This is a genomic window from Limosilactobacillus albertensis, from assembly GCF_014145555.1.
Classification (GTDB): Bacteria; Bacillota; Bacilli; order Lactobacillales; family Lactobacillaceae; genus Limosilactobacillus; species Limosilactobacillus albertensis.
Window position 1 is genome coordinate 35,079 of record NZ_JACIVD010000066.1, and the last position, 15,921, is coordinate 50,999.

At 38.5% G+C, this 15,921-nt stretch carries 13 protein-coding genes and 1 other annotated feature; all 13 genes read right to left on the minus strand.

What is annotated here, in order from left to right:
• Nucleotides 1-6 precede the first annotated feature (6 nt).
• Nucleotides 7-2,652, minus strand: coding sequence for a DNA mismatch repair protein MutS (gene mutS / locus H5S41_RS07775; RefSeq protein ID WP_182602876.1), 2,646 nt, complete (start codon nt 2,650-2,652; stop codon nt 7-9).
• Between the two features lie 174 nt (nt 2,653-2,826).
• The gene (rny, locus tag H5S41_RS07780) at nt 2,827-4,350 is read right to left on the minus strand and encodes a ribonuclease Y (protein ID WP_153710267.1); all 1,524 of its coding nucleotides are present in this window, start codon (nt 4,348-4,350) and stop codon (nt 2,827-2,829) included.
• Nucleotides 4,351-4,612: 262 nt separating this feature from the next.
• Nucleotides 4,613-5,701: a recombinase RecA gene (gene recA / locus H5S41_RS07785; RefSeq protein ID WP_182602877.1), complete on the minus strand. Its 1,089-nt coding sequence runs from the start codon at nt 5,699-5,701 to the stop codon at nt 4,613-4,615.
• A gap of 89 nt (nt 5,702-5,790) precedes the next feature.
• Complete coding sequence (locus H5S41_RS07790) at nt 5,791-7,038, minus strand: competence/damage-inducible protein A (RefSeq protein WP_182602878.1); 1,248 nt, start codon at nt 7,036-7,038, stop codon at nt 5,791-5,793.
• Nucleotides 7,039-7,308: 270 nt separating this feature from the next.
• The gene (gene pgsA / locus H5S41_RS07795; RefSeq protein ID WP_153710217.1) at nt 7,309-7,896 is read right to left on the minus strand and encodes a CDP-diacylglycerol--glycerol-3-phosphate 3-phosphatidyltransferase; all 588 of its coding nucleotides are present in this window, start codon (nt 7,894-7,896) and stop codon (nt 7,309-7,311) included.
• A 26-nt stretch (nt 7,897-7,922) separates the two neighbouring features.
• Nucleotides 7,923-8,957 carry a helix-turn-helix domain-containing protein gene (locus H5S41_RS07800; protein ID WP_182602879.1) on the minus strand — a complete coding sequence of 345 codons (1,035 nt, stop codon included), beginning with the start codon at nt 8,955-8,957 and terminating at the stop codon, nt 7,923-7,925.
• A gap of 86 nt (nt 8,958-9,043) precedes the next feature.
• Nucleotides 9,044-10,342 carry an EF-P 5-aminopentanol modification-associated protein YfmH gene (gene yfmH / locus H5S41_RS07805; protein ID WP_182602880.1) on the minus strand — a complete coding sequence of 433 codons (1,299 nt, stop codon included), beginning with the start codon at nt 10,340-10,342 and terminating at the stop codon, nt 9,044-9,046.
• A 4-nt stretch (nt 10,343-10,346) separates the two neighbouring features.
• Nucleotides 10,347-11,594 carry an EF-P 5-aminopentanol modification-associated protein YfmF gene (gene yfmF / locus H5S41_RS07810; protein ID WP_182602881.1) on the minus strand — a complete coding sequence of 416 codons (1,248 nt, stop codon included), beginning with the start codon at nt 11,592-11,594 and terminating at the stop codon, nt 10,347-10,349.
• Between the two features lie 216 nt (nt 11,595-11,810).
• Entirely contained in the window at nt 11,811-12,659 is an 849-nt protein-coding gene (locus tag H5S41_RS07815) for an amino acid ABC transporter substrate-binding protein (RefSeq protein WP_153710214.1), read from the minus strand.
• A gap of 17 nt (nt 12,660-12,676) precedes the next feature.
• Nucleotides 12,677-13,327 carry an amino acid ABC transporter ATP-binding protein gene (locus tag H5S41_RS07820; protein ID WP_153710213.1) on the minus strand — a complete coding sequence of 217 codons (651 nt, stop codon included), beginning with the start codon at nt 13,325-13,327 and terminating at the stop codon, nt 12,677-12,679.
• A gap of 15 nt (nt 13,328-13,342) precedes the next feature.
• Nucleotides 13,343-13,990: an amino acid ABC transporter permease gene (locus H5S41_RS07825; protein WP_163704835.1), complete on the minus strand. Its 648-nt coding sequence runs from the start codon at nt 13,988-13,990 to the stop codon at nt 13,343-13,345.
• A gap of 71 nt (nt 13,991-14,061) precedes the next feature.
• Nucleotides 14,062-14,403: a binding site (T-box leader), on the minus strand.
• Between the two features lie 50 nt (nt 14,404-14,453).
• Nucleotides 14,454-14,990 carry a rod shape-determining protein MreD gene (gene mreD, locus H5S41_RS07830; RefSeq protein WP_153710212.1) on the minus strand — a complete coding sequence of 179 codons (537 nt, stop codon included), beginning with the start codon at nt 14,988-14,990 and terminating at the stop codon, nt 14,454-14,456.
• Nucleotides 14,991-14,995: 5 nt separating this feature from the next.
• A complete protein-coding gene (gene mreC / locus H5S41_RS07835) occupies nt 14,996-15,853 on the minus strand; it encodes a rod shape-determining protein MreC (RefSeq protein ID WP_182602882.1) in 858 nt (285 codons plus the stop codon).
• Nucleotides 15,854-15,921: the final 68 nt, after the last annotated feature.

Consider the following 15,921-nt stretch of genomic DNA (forward strand, 5'->3'; position numbering starts at 1 on the left):
ATCACCTTATTTCAATTTCTGCTGCCATTTATAAATCTGATTCATTACATCCATAGGCGTCATTCCCATCAGGTTGAGTTCTTTTAATTGGTGTAGAATGCGGCGGTCAATGCTTGTCTCCTTTTTCTCTGTTGGTGTCGCAAACAGTTCAAGCTGACCATTATCTTCAATCACTGGTGTGGCCTTCTTTTTCGTCGGCACTGGTTCACTTACTTTTGCAGAAATTGTTTCAGTTTGATAGTTTCCATCTTTTTCTGCTGGGGATGATGGTAGTTTAATATCTTTTCTCTCTAATTTTTGAAGAATCGTATCAGCACGTTTTAACAATGAACTTGGCATCCCTGCTAATTTTGCAACATGGATCCCATAAGACTTATCAGCTGGTCCTGCACTTACTTTATGGAGAAATACCAGTTCACCATCTTTTTCCGTTGCTCCCACATGAACATTCTTCAGTCGTGCCAGACTATCTTCCAGCGAGGTTAATTCGTGATAATGAGTTGAGAAAAGAGTCTTTGCACGCACATGCTGGTGGACATATTCAATAATTGCTTGTGCCAAAGCCATCCCATCGTAGGTAGCCGTTCCTCGACCAATTTCATCAAACAAAATTAAGCTTCGATCCGTTGCATGCATTAAAGCATTATTAGCCTCCATCATTTCGACCATAAATGTACTTTCACCAGAAATTAGATCATCTGCTGCCCCAATTCGCGTAAAAACTTGATCAAAAATTGGCAGCTCGGCGGACTTAGCAGGTACAAAACACCCAACCTGCGCCATTACCGCGATAAGGGCTAATTGACGCATATACGTACTCTTACCAGACATATTAGGCCCGGTAATTAGTAAAATATCAGTATCATCACCCATTAAAACATCATTAGGAACATATTCTTGATGCCCCATAAATTTTTCAACTACTGGGTGTCGGCCATCCTTAATCTTCAGAACATGTCCCGTATTCATCGTTGGGCGGACGAAATGGTAATCTTCACTCACTACAGCAAAGCTTTGCAATACATCTAATTCTGCTAATTGTTGCGCTAATTTTTGCAATCGCTTGATCTGACTTTTTACTTGCTCACGGATTTTTACAAAGAGGTCATACTCAAGAGCGGTTGACTTTTCTTGAGCACCCATTATTAATGCCTCTTTTTCTTTCAGTTCAGGCGTTGAGAATCGCTCGGCATTAACCAGCGTCTGCTTGCGTTCATAGCGGTCTTTTGGTAATTTATCAAGATTAACCTTCGTAACTTCAATATAGTAACCAAAGACATGGTTATAACCAATTTTTAAATTATTTATGCCGGTTAATTTCCGCTCATGCTCTTGAAGATCAGCAATCCACTGTTTTCCATTATTCATGGCATCACGATACTGGTCTAATTGTGTATTATAACCATCCTTAATTACGCCGCCATCTGTTATTGCAATCGGCGGTTCCTCAACGATAGCCCGGTCAATTAAATCGGCTATATCATCTAACGGATCAAGCTGTTTTTGAAGTTGCTCAAAAACGGGTGAATCTAGTGTTTCTAAAACATACTTTATTTTGGGGACTTGTCTAAGGGACGTCTTTAGTTGAATAAGGTCCCGTCCATTAACACTGCCATAAGCCACTCTTCCTGCCAAACGCTCTAAGTCATATACCTTTATTAATTCTTGTTGCAAATTGCTTCTTTCAAAATAATGATTTAATAATTCTTGGACTTTATCTTGACGTTCGCTAATTGCATTCGGATTAATTAATGGCCGATCAATCCACCGTTTTAGCAGCCTGCTCCCCATTGCCGTTTTAGTCTCATCTAAGAGCCAGGCTAATGTTCCTTGACGTTTACCGCTTCGCATATTTTTCATCAATTCTAAGTTAGTTTTAGAATAATGGTCAATTTTCATAAAAGAACTTGGCTGGTAAGCAATTGCTTTTTGCAAGTGGGCAAGGGCACGTTTTTGCGTTGTTAATAAATATGATACCAACAGGCCAACCACATGCTGCTGACCTGCTGCTTCAAGATCTTGAGTAAGATAGCTTATCTCCGAATTTTTTAAGATGGTCGGCTGGTGAGATTGAAGGATGTTCCGTTGTTTAAATTGTGTCGTTATTTCAACGGGAAGCTCACCATCCACTACAACTTCCTTACTTTGTAAATTAACTAATTCGTTAACCGCATCATTAGCGTTATCAAGGGCGGTCGTTTTAAGCTCTCCAGTCGACAAGTCTGTATACGCAATATTAAAAGCATTATCTTGCATACTTATTGCTGCTAAATAGTTATTGTCTCGCGCCTGTTCTCCATTAAGATCCATTTGTGTTCCTGGGGTAATAAGGCGTGTAACAGCCCGTTTAACCATCCCCTTGGCTTTTTTAGGATCCTCCATCTGTTCACAAATTGCTACTTTATAACCTTTGTCAATTAAAATATCAATATAGCTATTAACAGCTCTATGTGGCACCCCACACATTGGGATTGGATTTTTAGCACTATGATTTCTAGTTGTTAATGTTAATTCTAGTAGTTGCGCTCCTTTAATCGCATCATCATTAAACAGCTCATAAAAATCACCTAAACGATAAAACAAAAAAGCATCTGGATATTGATCCTTCACCTTCTGATACTGTTCCATCATTGGCGTCATCTTTTTTGCCACTAACTTTCACCCCGTTAATAATTTTATTTCGTTCTTATTATTTACAATAAATTAATTATATTTTCTGCCATAATTTCATGCAAGGCTCTATAGTTTAGCACTAGTTACTGTTTTTTAAAATAATAAAGAGACTGTAGTATGTACCCAGTCTCTTTATTAGAACTGAAAACCAGTTTATTTAGCATAATCAACTGCTCGAACTTCCCGAATAACGGTTACTTTGATATGTCCTGGATATTCTAATTGCTTTTCAATTTTGTTCTTAATATCATGTGACAAAGTTGTTGCTTGCAAATCAGAAATCTTCTTTGGTTTAACAATCACGCGAAGTTCTCGACCAGCTTGAATTGCGTAACTATGGTCGACACCATCATAACTGTTTGCTATGCCTTCTAGTTTCTTTAAGCGTTGAATGTATTGTTCTAATGATTCACTTCGCGCACCTGGTCGAGCACCTGAAATTGCATCAGCCGCCTGAACTAGAACAGCGATCACAGAAGTTGCTGGGACATCTCCATGGTGTGAAGCAATCGTATTGATTACCACTTTATTCTCTTTATATTTCCGTGTTAATTCAACCCCAAGCTCAACATGCGAACCATCAACTTCATGGTCAATTGCTTTGCCAATATCATGCAATAGCCCTGCACGTTTTGCCATTGTGACGTCCTCGCCAAGTTCAGCAGCCATGATTCCCGCTAACTTAGCAACTTCAATCGAATGATCTAAAACATTTTGACCGTAACTTGTCCGGTACTTCATTCTCCCAACCGTCTTAATAAGATCAGGATGCATAGAATGAATCCCTAAATCAAACAATGCCTGCTCTCCAGTTTCACGCAACTGGGTATCCATTTGCTTACGAGCTTTATCAACTGCTTCTTCAATTCTCGCAGGGTGAATGCGCCCATCTTGAATTAACTTTTCAAGAGCAATTTTAGCAATTTCTCGACGAACCGGGTCAAAACCACTTAACACTACTGCTTCCGGCGTGTCATCAATAATCAAATCAATTCCTGTTAATGTCTCTAAAGTTCTAATATTACGACCTTCACGACCAATTATTCTCCCCTTCATATCGTCATTAGGAAGGGTAACAACTGAAACAGTCGTCTCAGAGACAACATCAGCAGCACTTCGCTGAATCGCCTCAACGATTAATTTCTTAGCATTTCGTTCTGCTGAAAGTTCTGCTTCTTGTTCACTATCACGAATCATTACTGCCCGTTCAGTCTTTAACTGTTCTTTTACTTCAGATAATAATAACTGTTTAGCGTCATCTTGTGACATTTGAGCAACTTTTTCAACTTCTTGTTTACGTTGTTCAACTAAGGCTTCAGCTTGTTCCTTAGATTGATGAAGTCGTTCTTTTTCTTGATCTAATTTTCGTTCACGAACACCAACCGCATTTTCTCGTTTTTCAAGAGCACTATCTTTATGATCTAAAGAAGTTTCCCGTTGAAGTAGACGATCTTCTTGACGTTGAACTTCACTTCGCCGTTGCTTTAACTCGTCTTCAACACGTTCCCGATATTGATGACTCTCTTCTTTTGCTTCTAAAATAGCCTCTTTTTTCGCCGTTGCTGCGTCTTGTTTTGCTTTAGAAATAATACCTTGCGCATCATTATGCGCTTCTGCAACTTGTTTTTCGTATGAAACCTTGCGAATTACATAGCCGACAATAATTCCGACAACCATAGCAAGCGCGGCGAATATTAATACTTCCACTATTTCACCTCCGCTTCAACTATTATGTTGTTGGTATGAATAAATTAATTTCACCGTGTCATGTTTCAAAACATCACACATGTTAAATTTTAAGCTTGCCAAACCAAGGTGTCAACTATTGAATTTTTTAATCCATATTAAAGAACTATTAATAGACGAAGAAGGCCCTAACATCTTATTTTATTAGTAAAGATGTTAGGGTCCGCCTGTTATTTTATACCGTTAATGCCAACTATTTTTTACTTGCTTCTTCAATAGTTTCTTGCTTACTTTCTCCTGATCCACTGGAATCTTTACCATTAGTTGAATCTTTTGAAGATTTTTCATCTAAAGGTTCCATTCCATTTGCAACACGAACCTTATTCATTAATTCATTCATGCTATCAGGATGTTCTTTAAGCCACTTTTTAGCATTTTCTCGTCCTTGACCAATTCGCTCATTGCCATATGAATACCAAGCACCGCTTTTATCAACAAGGTCATTTTCAACTGCCATATCTAATAATTCCCCTGTCTTAGAGATACCTTCACCGTACATAATGTCAACTTCACAACGCTTGAATGGCGGAGCAACCTTGTTCTTCACAATTTTTACTTTTGCTTTATTACCAACAACGTCTGTTCCATTTTTAATCTGTTCTGCACGACGAATTTCCATACGGATTGTTGAGTAGAATTTTAAGGCACGACCACCAGTAGTAGTTTCAGGGTTACCAAACATAACCCCGACTTTTTCACGAATCTGGTTGATAAAAATAGCAATTGTCTTGGTCTTATTAATCTCACCAGATAACTTTCTAAGCGCCTGAGACATTAAACGGGCTTGCAAGCCGACATGAGTATCACCCATATCACCGTCAATTTCAGCACGAGGAACTAATGCTGCTACTGAGTCAACAATAACTAAATCAACTGCTCCACTAGAAATTAATGCATCAGCGATTTCTAGTCCTTCTTCACCACTATCAGGCTGGGAAAGTAATAAGTCATCAATATTGACTCCTAGTGCCTCAGCGTATTGAGGATCAAGTGCATTTTCAGCATCGATATATGCTGCTGTTCCACCCTGGCGTTGAACTTCTGCTACTGCATGCAAAGCAACCGTGGTCTTCCCAGAACTCTCTGGGCCATAAATTTCTACTATCCGGCCACGAGGATACCCACCAATGCCGAGTGCTTTATCAATTGCAAGGGAGCCACTAGATACAGATGCAATCTTCATATCCGTGGCATCACCCATTCGCATAATTGAACCTTTACCAAAGTTCTTTTCGATCTTTCTGATGGCAACATCTAATGCTGCTTTTCGTTGGTCAGCCAAATCAAATTCCTCCTTTTTTACGGTTTATCCGATAACTAATAATAACAGTTTTAGCAAAAAAAACAAGAAAAAAGTGAACAAAAGTTCGTTTATTTTTTTAATTCACGATAGATCATTTGCAGCCCGTACTGGACACTTAAGGTTCTAATAGCCTGTCTACCAATATAAGAAGCAAGATGCAACTGAACTGTCTTTGTTGGCTGCCCCTCAATTGCTAATCCAACCCAGACTGTACCGGCGGGGTGATTTTCTAATGCATCTGGGCCTGCAACCCCAGTAAACCCAATACCAATTTTTGTATTCAATTTTTGACGGCATCCTTCAGCCATTGCCGCTGCCGTTTCAGAACTTACCACACCATATCGATCGATTAATCCATTAGGTATTCCCAAGAGCTCTTCCTTAGCACTAGCAGCATAGGTGACAAAACCGCCATCAAAAATATTCGATGCTCCCGGAACAGAACAAATTGTACTTTGAAACATTCCTCCTGTTAGACTTTCAGCAGCTGTTAATTTCCAATTTTTTTCTTTTAATAACTCAACAACTACATTGGCAAGGGTAAGATCATCACCGACACCAAAAAAATAAGGCTTTTCAAAAGCTAAAATAGATTTTTGAACCCGATTAATTTTCGCGGTTGCTTCTTTTTTCGGTAAGTCCCGAACTGTTAAGCGCACCTGAATTGCTGTTGGTTGAACATAGGAAGTAATGCTTATCCCCGTTTCATTTTGAGTTGCTTCCTGAATTTCGCTCATTAACTGCGATTCAGGACGACCCAAGAAATTTAAGGTCCGACTAGTAATTTGTTTTCCAGTTTGAAAATGCTCCTTTAACTTAGGAATCAAACTTTCTTCAACCATCGCCTGGAATTCTGCTGGTGGTCCAGGCAATACAACGACTACCTTTCCATTGATTTCATCCCAGCACCCTAAAGCAAGACCAACTGGGTTCTTCAGTGGCGTGCCCCCTTTAAGATATTGAGCTTGGCGGATATTATCTGGTTCCATTTTAATTTGCCGTTGCTTAAAAGTTTGTTGGATCCAATTCCAGTGCTGGTTATCCGTTTGTAAATCTACTCCTAACGTCCTAGCAACGGTTGGCATTGTAATATCGTCAGCGGTCGGGCCTAAGCCACCACAGACAAAAACTAACTGTGCTCGTGTCAATGCATGGTTAATAACCCGCTCAAGTCGTTGCGGCTGATCATCAACAGTCGTTTGGTACGTAGCTGGTAGATCTAGTTGAGTAAGTTTTCTTGCCAAATAGGCTGCATTAGTATTAACAATTTGACCTAGTACAATTTCTGTTCCAACTGAAATTATTTCCGCATCCATAAAGTTCACCCCTATAATATATATACGTAAAGTATAACCATTTTCACCAAAATCATAAAATTTTAATTCAAATAAAATAAGCGGGGCAGAACCAGCTTACCTAGTTCATTATCCCGCTGTCGTCAACGCGCCGCCTATTGTAAGGATGATCAGATTAGACAAATGCTGATCTATCAACGTTTGAACTACCAATCAGTTACCGCATTGGCATTTTTATCTTTAAAAAAGTCAAAGACCGGGTTAGTTCCCAGCCTCTGACTTAATCTTAAATTATTTAAATCCATCCGAGAAAACGTCGCGTCCCTGAATGAAGTAATCTATTCCCGAGTAAATAGTAAAGAACAAACAAATATATAGCATGATTTGGCCAAATGGAATATTCCACATTGCAAAAATCACGTTATTTAAGAGTAAGAAGATAATTGCAATAAACTGCGTTGTCGTTTTAATTTTACCTGGCATTTTGGCAGCTAAAACTATCCCATCTTGTTCTACCAGCAATAATCGTAGCCCCGTAACGGCTAATTCACGCCAGATAATAATTGAGGTTACCCATGACGGTACAACCCCGCTTCCAGTCAAGACAATAAAAGCGGTCATTACTAATAGTTTATCCGCTAATGGATCAGTAAATTTCCCAAAATTAGTTACAAGATGCTGACGACGCGCAATCTGCCCGTCAAGATTATCAGTAATTGTAGCAACGATAAATAAAATGGCAGCAATAAACTGAGCCATTGGAATAGTTGCCCCTAAAAAGCTAACAGCTCCCCAGCTTTGTAATGGCAACACCATTAATAATAAGAAAAAGGGGATAATAATTAAACGAACAACAGTTAATTTGTTAGGTAAATTCAATGTTCTAACTCCTTTAGCACTCCAGATTAACGAGTAGGTTGGCTACCCTGTCGACTAGCATTTGTCTGAGGACGGCTGCTGCTTGCTGCAGATGGCTGCGTAGCATTATTTGATTGACTAGTCGAAGAAGCGTTTCGATTTGAATTATTTGATGCTTGACTAGCTGCACTGCTACTTGATTGATTTTGACCAAAATTAATCGTTACATTCCGTGTGTTTTGGTAACGACCGTTATTAGTAAAGTCAATTTCTTGGTCACCAATCTTTAATTTTGTAGCCCGAGCATTACCAACTGTAATTACTAATGATGTTGTATCCCGATTAATCTTAAGGCTAGTCTTTTCATTATTATTTAGGGTCTTGTTTAATAAGTTATTGTTATTTGCGCGTACCTGCATCCACGACCGATCACTTGGTTCAATTTGTAAGGTTGTATCTGCCGTAAGCTGTTTAGCGGTGTAGGTAACGCTAGTGTCATTTCGATTAGGGGCTTCTTGAAGCTTAATCGCTGTTGACTTACTTTGTTTTGTACTTTCTTTCTTAGAAGAAGATGATGCCTTTTTGCGACTCTCACCGGATACCGAAACAGAACTATTATCAATCCGTGTAGAAGAATCCCGGTGATTACGAGCAATTGCAGTAAGCCAGATAGCAGCTAATACTAAAACAATCACACACGCAATGATGATGGTTGGCATATAGTTACGCACCTTATCAACACTGCCACTGACAGTCTTTCGTTGACTCGTCCGTGTCTCTACCGCCTGAGCAAGATGATCAGAATATTCTTCTGTCTTCGTCTTTGGTAATTGATCATCATACTTTTGCAATAATTCATTACCATCTAATCCAACCATATTTGCATATTGCTTAATGAACGCACGAACATAAAAGTCCCCAGGAAGTTCATCGAAGTTTTCATCTTCAATAGCAATTAAATACCGCTTTTGGATTTTTGTCATTTGTTGAAGATCATCAAGGGTATATCCTTTTTCTTCTCGAGCTTTTCGTAAAATTTTGCCAATCTCAAGTCGTTTTTGATCGTTCTCGTTCTCACTCATTATTCTATCTCCACTTTCATTTATCTTTACTCTTGGATATTATATCATGCTCACTATATATAATAAATTCACAAGAAAAGTTAATTTTATTGATGTTGTGGTACTACTTGATATACCGAAATTCCTTGGGGCGTAATAAAATCCTTTGCCACTTGATAAAGGTCGTCAATTGTAATGGTCTCTAAAATTTGGATCTCATCCATTAAACTTGCTCCTGCAAATAGATCTCCAGCATACCGATTAGCGATAGCCTCTGGAGAATCTAAAAGTCCAATCAATCGTCCTAATTCAGCATTTTTGATTCCTTCAAATCTTGTTCGCGCTGCCTCGATTTGCTGATCAGCACTCTCAAGGATATCAATAATTTCGTCAGCAAAGCGTTCCATTTGATCAGTGTCAGAACTAAAATAGGCAAAATGAAATCCTCGTTGCATTTCAAAATTATAGCCAAATGTATCGTCAAGTGTTTCATTATTGTATAAACGCAAGTAGTTATCCGACGTATCATCAAACAAAACATCTAACAACAAATCAATCGCCAATTTATAATGCAATCGTTGCTTCCCATCATCGAATTGCTTTGTTCCCCGCAAGCCAACCATTACTTTGGGCCTTACAATATCCATTGTTAATGAGCGGAAAGGAATTACATCATGTGCAGTCGGATCATTTAATTTAAATAATCTGCGTGGCGTTTCCGTCGGTGCAAAGTTTTTTTGTTCTTGATTTTGCTTGATCCACGCCATTGTTTCTTCTGGGTCCAGGCGACCAACTAGGAATAAGTTCATGTTGGCAGGCTGATAGAACGTTTTATAAGTATCCATCAAAATTTTTGGTGTAATGCGGCCAATTGATTCAATCGTCCCTGCAATATCAATCCGCATCGGATCGTTAGGGTATAAATTACCTAGAATTCCTAAATATAAACGCCAACTTGGATCATCCTCATACATTTGGATCTCTTGACCAATAATCCCCTGCTCTTTTTTTACTGTTTGGTCGGTAAAGTACGGATCCTGAACAAAATCTAGCAAAACATCTAAATTTTCGTGAAGATTGCTAGTAGTTGAAAAAAGGTAGCTTGTTTGAGTAAAGCTAGTAAAGGCGTTAGAATCAGCTCCCAATTTACCAAACAAATCAAACGCATCATGGTCTTTTTTCTCAAACATTTTATGTTCAAGAAAATGGGCAACTCCGTCTGGAACGGTAATTGCTTCTTCCTGATGATATGGAATGAAGTGATTATCAATAGAGCCAAAGTCAGTTGTTAAAATTGCATACGTCTTATGGTACCCTTCCATTGGCAGAAGCTGAACCTTTAGCCCATTTGATAATTGTTCACGATAAATGGACTGGTTAAATTTTTGATAAACTTGTTTATCCATATAATTATCTCTCACCACTTAATAAATAAACTGCTTGAAGTTTCATCTTGTTTGCAACTTGAGAAATATCAGCTGGTGTTACCTTTTTTATTTCAGCTACAAAATCTTTATTTGTTTCATTAACTAATTTAGCTACCAGTTGCTGTTCCAAAATATTACTTGCTAGATCATGACCAGCACGATATTGATTAATCAAACTATCTTGGACTTCTTTTAAGGCTTCATCAGAAAAATTGCCATTCTGTAAATCCTTAAGCTGCTCTTGAATCATATCTTGAACTCTTTCTTGGTCACTCGCGCGAATTCCCGTTTGAACGCTCACTACTCCGTTAAATGGCAAGAGACGACTCGAAGCATAATAAGCTAAGCTGGCTTTTTCCCGAACATTTGTAAAAAGTTTTGAATATGGCGTACCACCAAAAAGACCGTTAAAGACCAACGCTGCATAATAATCTGAATCATGGTAATAAACCGGTAAAGAATATGCAAGATTTAACTTAGCCTGACTAACCTGCTGATATTCGGTTTTACGTTGAACTTGATCATAAGGCAACTGGTGATATAAAGGCGAACTGCTAAGCGGAACTCGATTGTTAAACGGTAATCTTGCAAAAACTTTGCGGGCGAGTTCTGGATCGATATCACCTAAAACAAAAATATCAACTTTATCGTGGTTGATCATTGACTGATACGTTGCCACCAAACTCTTAGCATTTAATTTTTCAAGATCAGCAATTTGTCCAAAGCTTGGAATCTTCATTACTGAATCATTTCGGTAATATAAGTCCATCAATCGCTGACTTGCCAGAAATTGTTTGTCATCATAGAACGATTTAATCGTACTTCGCAGGTTATTTGCTTGAATCCTAAAAGTAGGACCATCAAATTCACCATCATCAATCAGTGGGTGAAATAATATTTCATTTATCAGACCGCTAATTTTTTCAAACAGGTCTTCATTAACAAAACGATTATTAACAAAGCTTGCTCGCAATCGGACAGTGTGCATCATCCCAAGACGATTAACAAATAAGTTAACATATGCCCCATATAAAGATGCTAATTGGCGGGCCAAAGCCGTCTGTGTTGGATAGCGATGCGTACTGGTCTCTAATAGGTTTGCCAATAAATTTCGTGCAGTAGTATTTGTTGGTGTTTGCGGAGTCGCAAAATCTATTAAGACGTGATTCATCTTAAATTGCTTTGTGGGTATAATGTGCAGATCCACGCCACGGGCAAGATTAAAATCCACGTTCTCTTTCTCCCTTCAATATAAAATGCAGCAAGAGGGGTTCCACTAGCTGCAACCTAGTTACGTTCGAATTATCATACTGAATAATGATACGTTAATTATGAACAAATTACAAACTGATTGAGAAAATTCATCGTATTTTTGTTAATTTGTTTATTATGCTAAAAGACAATGATGACCTAGAAGTTGAACAATTCAACCTGCTAGGCCACTCTTTTAATCATTATCCGGTCCTAAGTAATTACTATCTTGACCAAACCATTTCTCATTAATTTTGCGTAATTCACCATTCTTTTGGAGGTTGCCAAGCCCTTGATTAATCTTCTTCTTTAATGTCTTATCTCCTTTACGCATTCCAACAGCAAAATGCTCCATTGGTAATTCTTTACTAATGTATGTCCGATAAGAGTTACTGTTAGGCTGGTGTTTAATATAGTAATTAGCGTAAACCTCATCCATTAAAATACCCTGGATTCGATTTGCATTTAAGTCGATAAATGCATTGGGGAATGTATCGTAAAGTACAGGGGTGTGATTTTTGATTTTATCCTTTAATAGTTTAGGCTTTTCATCTAGGACTGTTAACCCAGTTGATCCATTTTGGACTCCTAGCGTTTTTCCTGTCATGCCATTTAAATTCTTAATATTACTTTTCTTCTTAGTAACGAGAATTTGCCGGTTTTCCAAATAATACCGACTAAACGCTACCTTCTTCGCCCGACTCGGATTAACTGAATACCCATTCCACAAGAGGTCAATCGTTCCGTTCTTTAATTCGGTTTCTTTCATTGACCAATCAATTGGTTGAAAATCAACCTTTATTCCGTACTGCTTAAATACAGCGCGGGCAAGGTCTACATCGTAACCAACCAATTTTCCATTCTTTTGTCGAAAACCCATGGGAACAAAACTATCATCAAGCCCCACAATCACGCGTTTCCTTTTTTCAATTCGATTCCATGTATCCTGGGTATCAGCACGTTCTGTCACGCTTTCACAGCCACTCAAGAGCACAACAGGAACAACTAACAGAAGGAGCAACCAGATTGCTTTTAGTTTTTTCATCTGTAATCCCTCCCTCATTATTCAGCTTTGCGCTGGTCAAGTGGTTGAACCCGCAAAATATCATCTGCAATATCCTGTGCAAATTCTAAATCGTGAGTAACAATTAATTGGGTCATCCCGTCCTTTTTTAATCCTAAAATAATATTAGCAACATCTTTTCGCAGGTTTGGATCTAGTGCTGATGTCGGTTCATCGTAACAAAGAATTTTAGGTTCCATTGCTAATGCACGAGCAATCGCTACCCGTTGTTTTTGCCCGCCAGAAAGCTGGTAGGGATATAAGTTTCCCTTTGTATTAAGGCCTAATTCTTCAAGCAGCTTCTGAGCATCGGCAACCGCTTCTTCCTTACTCTTTTTCAAAACTAAGATTGGTGCTAACGTAATATTTTCCATTACTGATAGGTTGGGAAAAAGCTTAAAGTCCTGAAAAACAACACCGATTACACGATCAGGTGCTTCTGTTCCCTGTGGATCAAACTTTCGGCCATCGATAAAGAAGTCGCCGCTATCTGGTGTTTCTAAGCCGGTAATGCAACGGAGTAACGTTGTCTTACCAGCTCCAGATGGCCCAACGATACATAATATTTCACCATCTTTAACGGTTAAGTTAACCCCATCTAAAATTTGACGGTTACCAAAACTCTTTTTTAGGTTGCGAACTTCTAACATATTGTGTCTCCTCCTTTACTTAAAGTATGCGTAACATTTTTCAACTCGGCGTAAAATTAAAGTACAAATTCCGACTAGGATCAAGTAAATCAATCCAACTAACATCAGCGGAACAAGGGTAACGTCGCGGGAAGTGGCAACATTTCCTGCTCGTAATAGGTCGCCTAAACCAATTACATAAACTAATGATGAGTCTTTTACCAAGTTAATAACTTCATTTCCGATCGATGGGATAACAATTTTCACAACCTGCGGAATGATAATTTTGCGAAGTGTCTGCCAGTAGCTTAACCGTAAAACACGTGCCGCCTCAAATTGTCCTTGATCAACCGACTGAAAACCACCACGAAAGATTTCAGCAAAGTAAGCCGTATAATTTAAGATAAAAGCAACTAATGCTGCATCATAACGTTCAAAAACAATTCCGATAATCGGTAACCCGTAGAATACAAAAATCAATTGTAGTAATAGCGGTGTTCCCCGCATTAACCATACATAAATTTCTAGAATCCATTTAAGCGGCTTAATTTTTGAAGTTAAACCTAAACTAACTAAAATACCAAGGGGGAGCGACCCAACCAATGTCCAGAAGAAAATTTGTAATGTAAGAATTGCTCCTTGAAATAATGAAGGTAAAATTTCACTTATATATTGCATTGACATTTCTATTGCCTCCTTAAAATCACTACTTAATTAAAATAACAGTAACGAAAAAGCCCTCTAGGAAGTTACTCCTAGAGGGCGAATTCATCGCGGTTCCACCTCACGTTTGCAGACACCTCGCAATGTCTGCCTCAATAAGTCTACTTATATGAACTAAAAAACGCCCTCGAGCCAAATGGCTACGAGGGCGTTTCCGCGGTTCCACCTCATCATGCTATTTTCTCACGAAAAATAGCCTCAGTGAGTTCAATAAATAAACTCCGTGCTGTAACGGGCTTCCCCGGATCTTCCTACTGAGGGTTTCAGAAGATCAACTCACAGATGTGATTCAAACTCATGTATTGGTCCCTTCCCACCATTAGGGACTCTCTTAACAATACTTAAAGTTCTACTAGTCTGTTCACTGTCATTTATGATGTTGTAAATATCCTATACTGGAATATCGGTTGTGTCAAGCATTATTTTAAATTTGATTATTATCTAATGCCCAGCGATACAATGCGCGAATTGGCCAGAACAGAATTACAAAATAAATTAAATTCAATGCCAGTGTTGGCGCTAACGTATAGACGAGATAATCACCAAACCCAACATTGGTAATATCAATTAGGTAATAAGCCCAATAATTAAGTGTTTCAAAAACAACAATATCTACAAAGAAGATCATAATCATCGATAAAAATGATGAACTAAAATAGCGGGAAAGAATTTTGGTTATTTCAACTATTAATGGGTACAAAAAGATATACAAACCTAAAATTCCAGAAAAATAAAGGTCATATACCGCTCCCGCTGCAATCGCAAAGGGAATTAGCGGAATTTCAATGTCATCTTGAAAGAAATATGATAACACTAACCACAGCAAAACCAATTCACTTACCATTGAATATGGGTAGCTAAAAAAGAAAGAAGCCCATACGTGGCTCAACGCACCATCTAAGAACAGGCAAACGAAGAGGCCGATTGGAAATATATATTTTAAACGTGATAGTCGATACATATTTATCACTCCTGTGCAGCAGATTCAGCGACAGTAACAATATTAATATCATTAAAGTCTGTTGCTGGAGTGATGTAAATTTTTTGGGCAAGACCATAATCATCTTTACCAACACGTGATACACGCCCAACGTAAAGACCTTTAGGAGTTATGCCCCCCATTCCGCTTGTTATGACCTTTGTGCCCTTCTTTATTTTTGCCTTTGAAGTTACCTGTCCCATTTCTAGCTCATTATTTGCGGCACTATATCCGGTAATAATACCGTTAATAACTTTTCCGTTTTCACCGTTAAGTGTAATAGCAAAACGGTTCGATGATTCACTAGTGTCACTCAATAGTTCAACTTTACTATTAGTTTTATTTACTTCAGTTACCCGACCAATCAATCCGCTACCGCTCATTACGGGCATATTTTTCTTAATGCCGCTAGATTGACCCTTATTAATTACTAATTGCTTTTGCCATGAAGACGGAGTGCGCATTAGTACAGCCGCTGTAACCGTATTATAGTCAGTCATTGAATTATTTAGTTTTAATTGTTGTTTTAATTGCTTATTTTCACGTGCTAAAGTCTGATCACGGACTTTAGTTTGCGCTAATTCCGTTACCTGTTGTTTAAGTTCACGATTTTCAGAATAAGTATTCATTAAACCATTTATTGAACTCACGCTTGTCTGTGCCCAATTTACGGGGAGGGCAACTGCACTATCAACAAAGCCAACAATATCATTTCCAAATTGTTGAATAAGTGGTGGTGTATTTCGTCTATTCCGCAAAGAGACAGAACCTGCCATTAGCCCAAAGCAGACAACCAGAATTATCACAGCGATAACTAATCGGCGGTTGGAAAAAAATTTCTGCATTATGTCCCTCCAATGCATAACAAGGTAATTAAGACGGGGCCTGCCAAACACTTCTGCTTGGCGATCAG

Bases quoted from the DNA above. Each gene is read 5' to 3' on its own strand.
- rny (WP_153710267.1), bottom strand. From the start codon at position 4,350: ATGGTTGTCGGAATTATTGTCGGCTATGTAATTCGCAAGGTTTCATAC.
- H5S41_RS07790 (WP_182602878.1), bottom strand. From the start codon at position 7,038: ATGGATGCGGAAATAATTTCAGTTGGAACAGAAATTGTACTAGGTCAA.
- H5S41_RS07800 (WP_182602879.1), bottom strand. From the start codon at position 8,957: ATGAGTGAGAACGAGAACGATCAAAAACGACTTGAGATTGGCAAAATT.
- yfmH (WP_182602880.1), bottom strand. From the start codon at position 10,342: ATGGATAAACAAGTTTATCAAAAATTTAACCAGTCCATTTATCGTGAA.
- H5S41_RS07815 (WP_153710214.1), bottom strand. From the start codon at position 12,659: ATGAAAAAACTAAAAGCAATCTGGTTGCTCCTTCTGTTAGTTGTTCCT.
- H5S41_RS07820 (WP_153710213.1), bottom strand. From the start codon at position 13,327: ATGTTAGAAGTTCGCAACCTAAAAAAGAGTTTTGGTAACCGTCAAATT.
- H5S41_RS07825 (WP_163704835.1), bottom strand. From the start codon at position 13,990: ATGTCAATGCAATATATAAGTGAAATTTTACCTTCATTATTTCAAGGA.
- mreD (WP_153710212.1), bottom strand. From the start codon at position 14,990: ATGTATCGACTATCACGTTTAAAATATATATTTCCAATCGGCCTCTTC.
- mreC (WP_182602882.1), bottom strand. From the start codon at position 15,853: ATGCAGAAATTTTTTTCCAACCGCCGATTAGTTATCGCTGTGATAATT.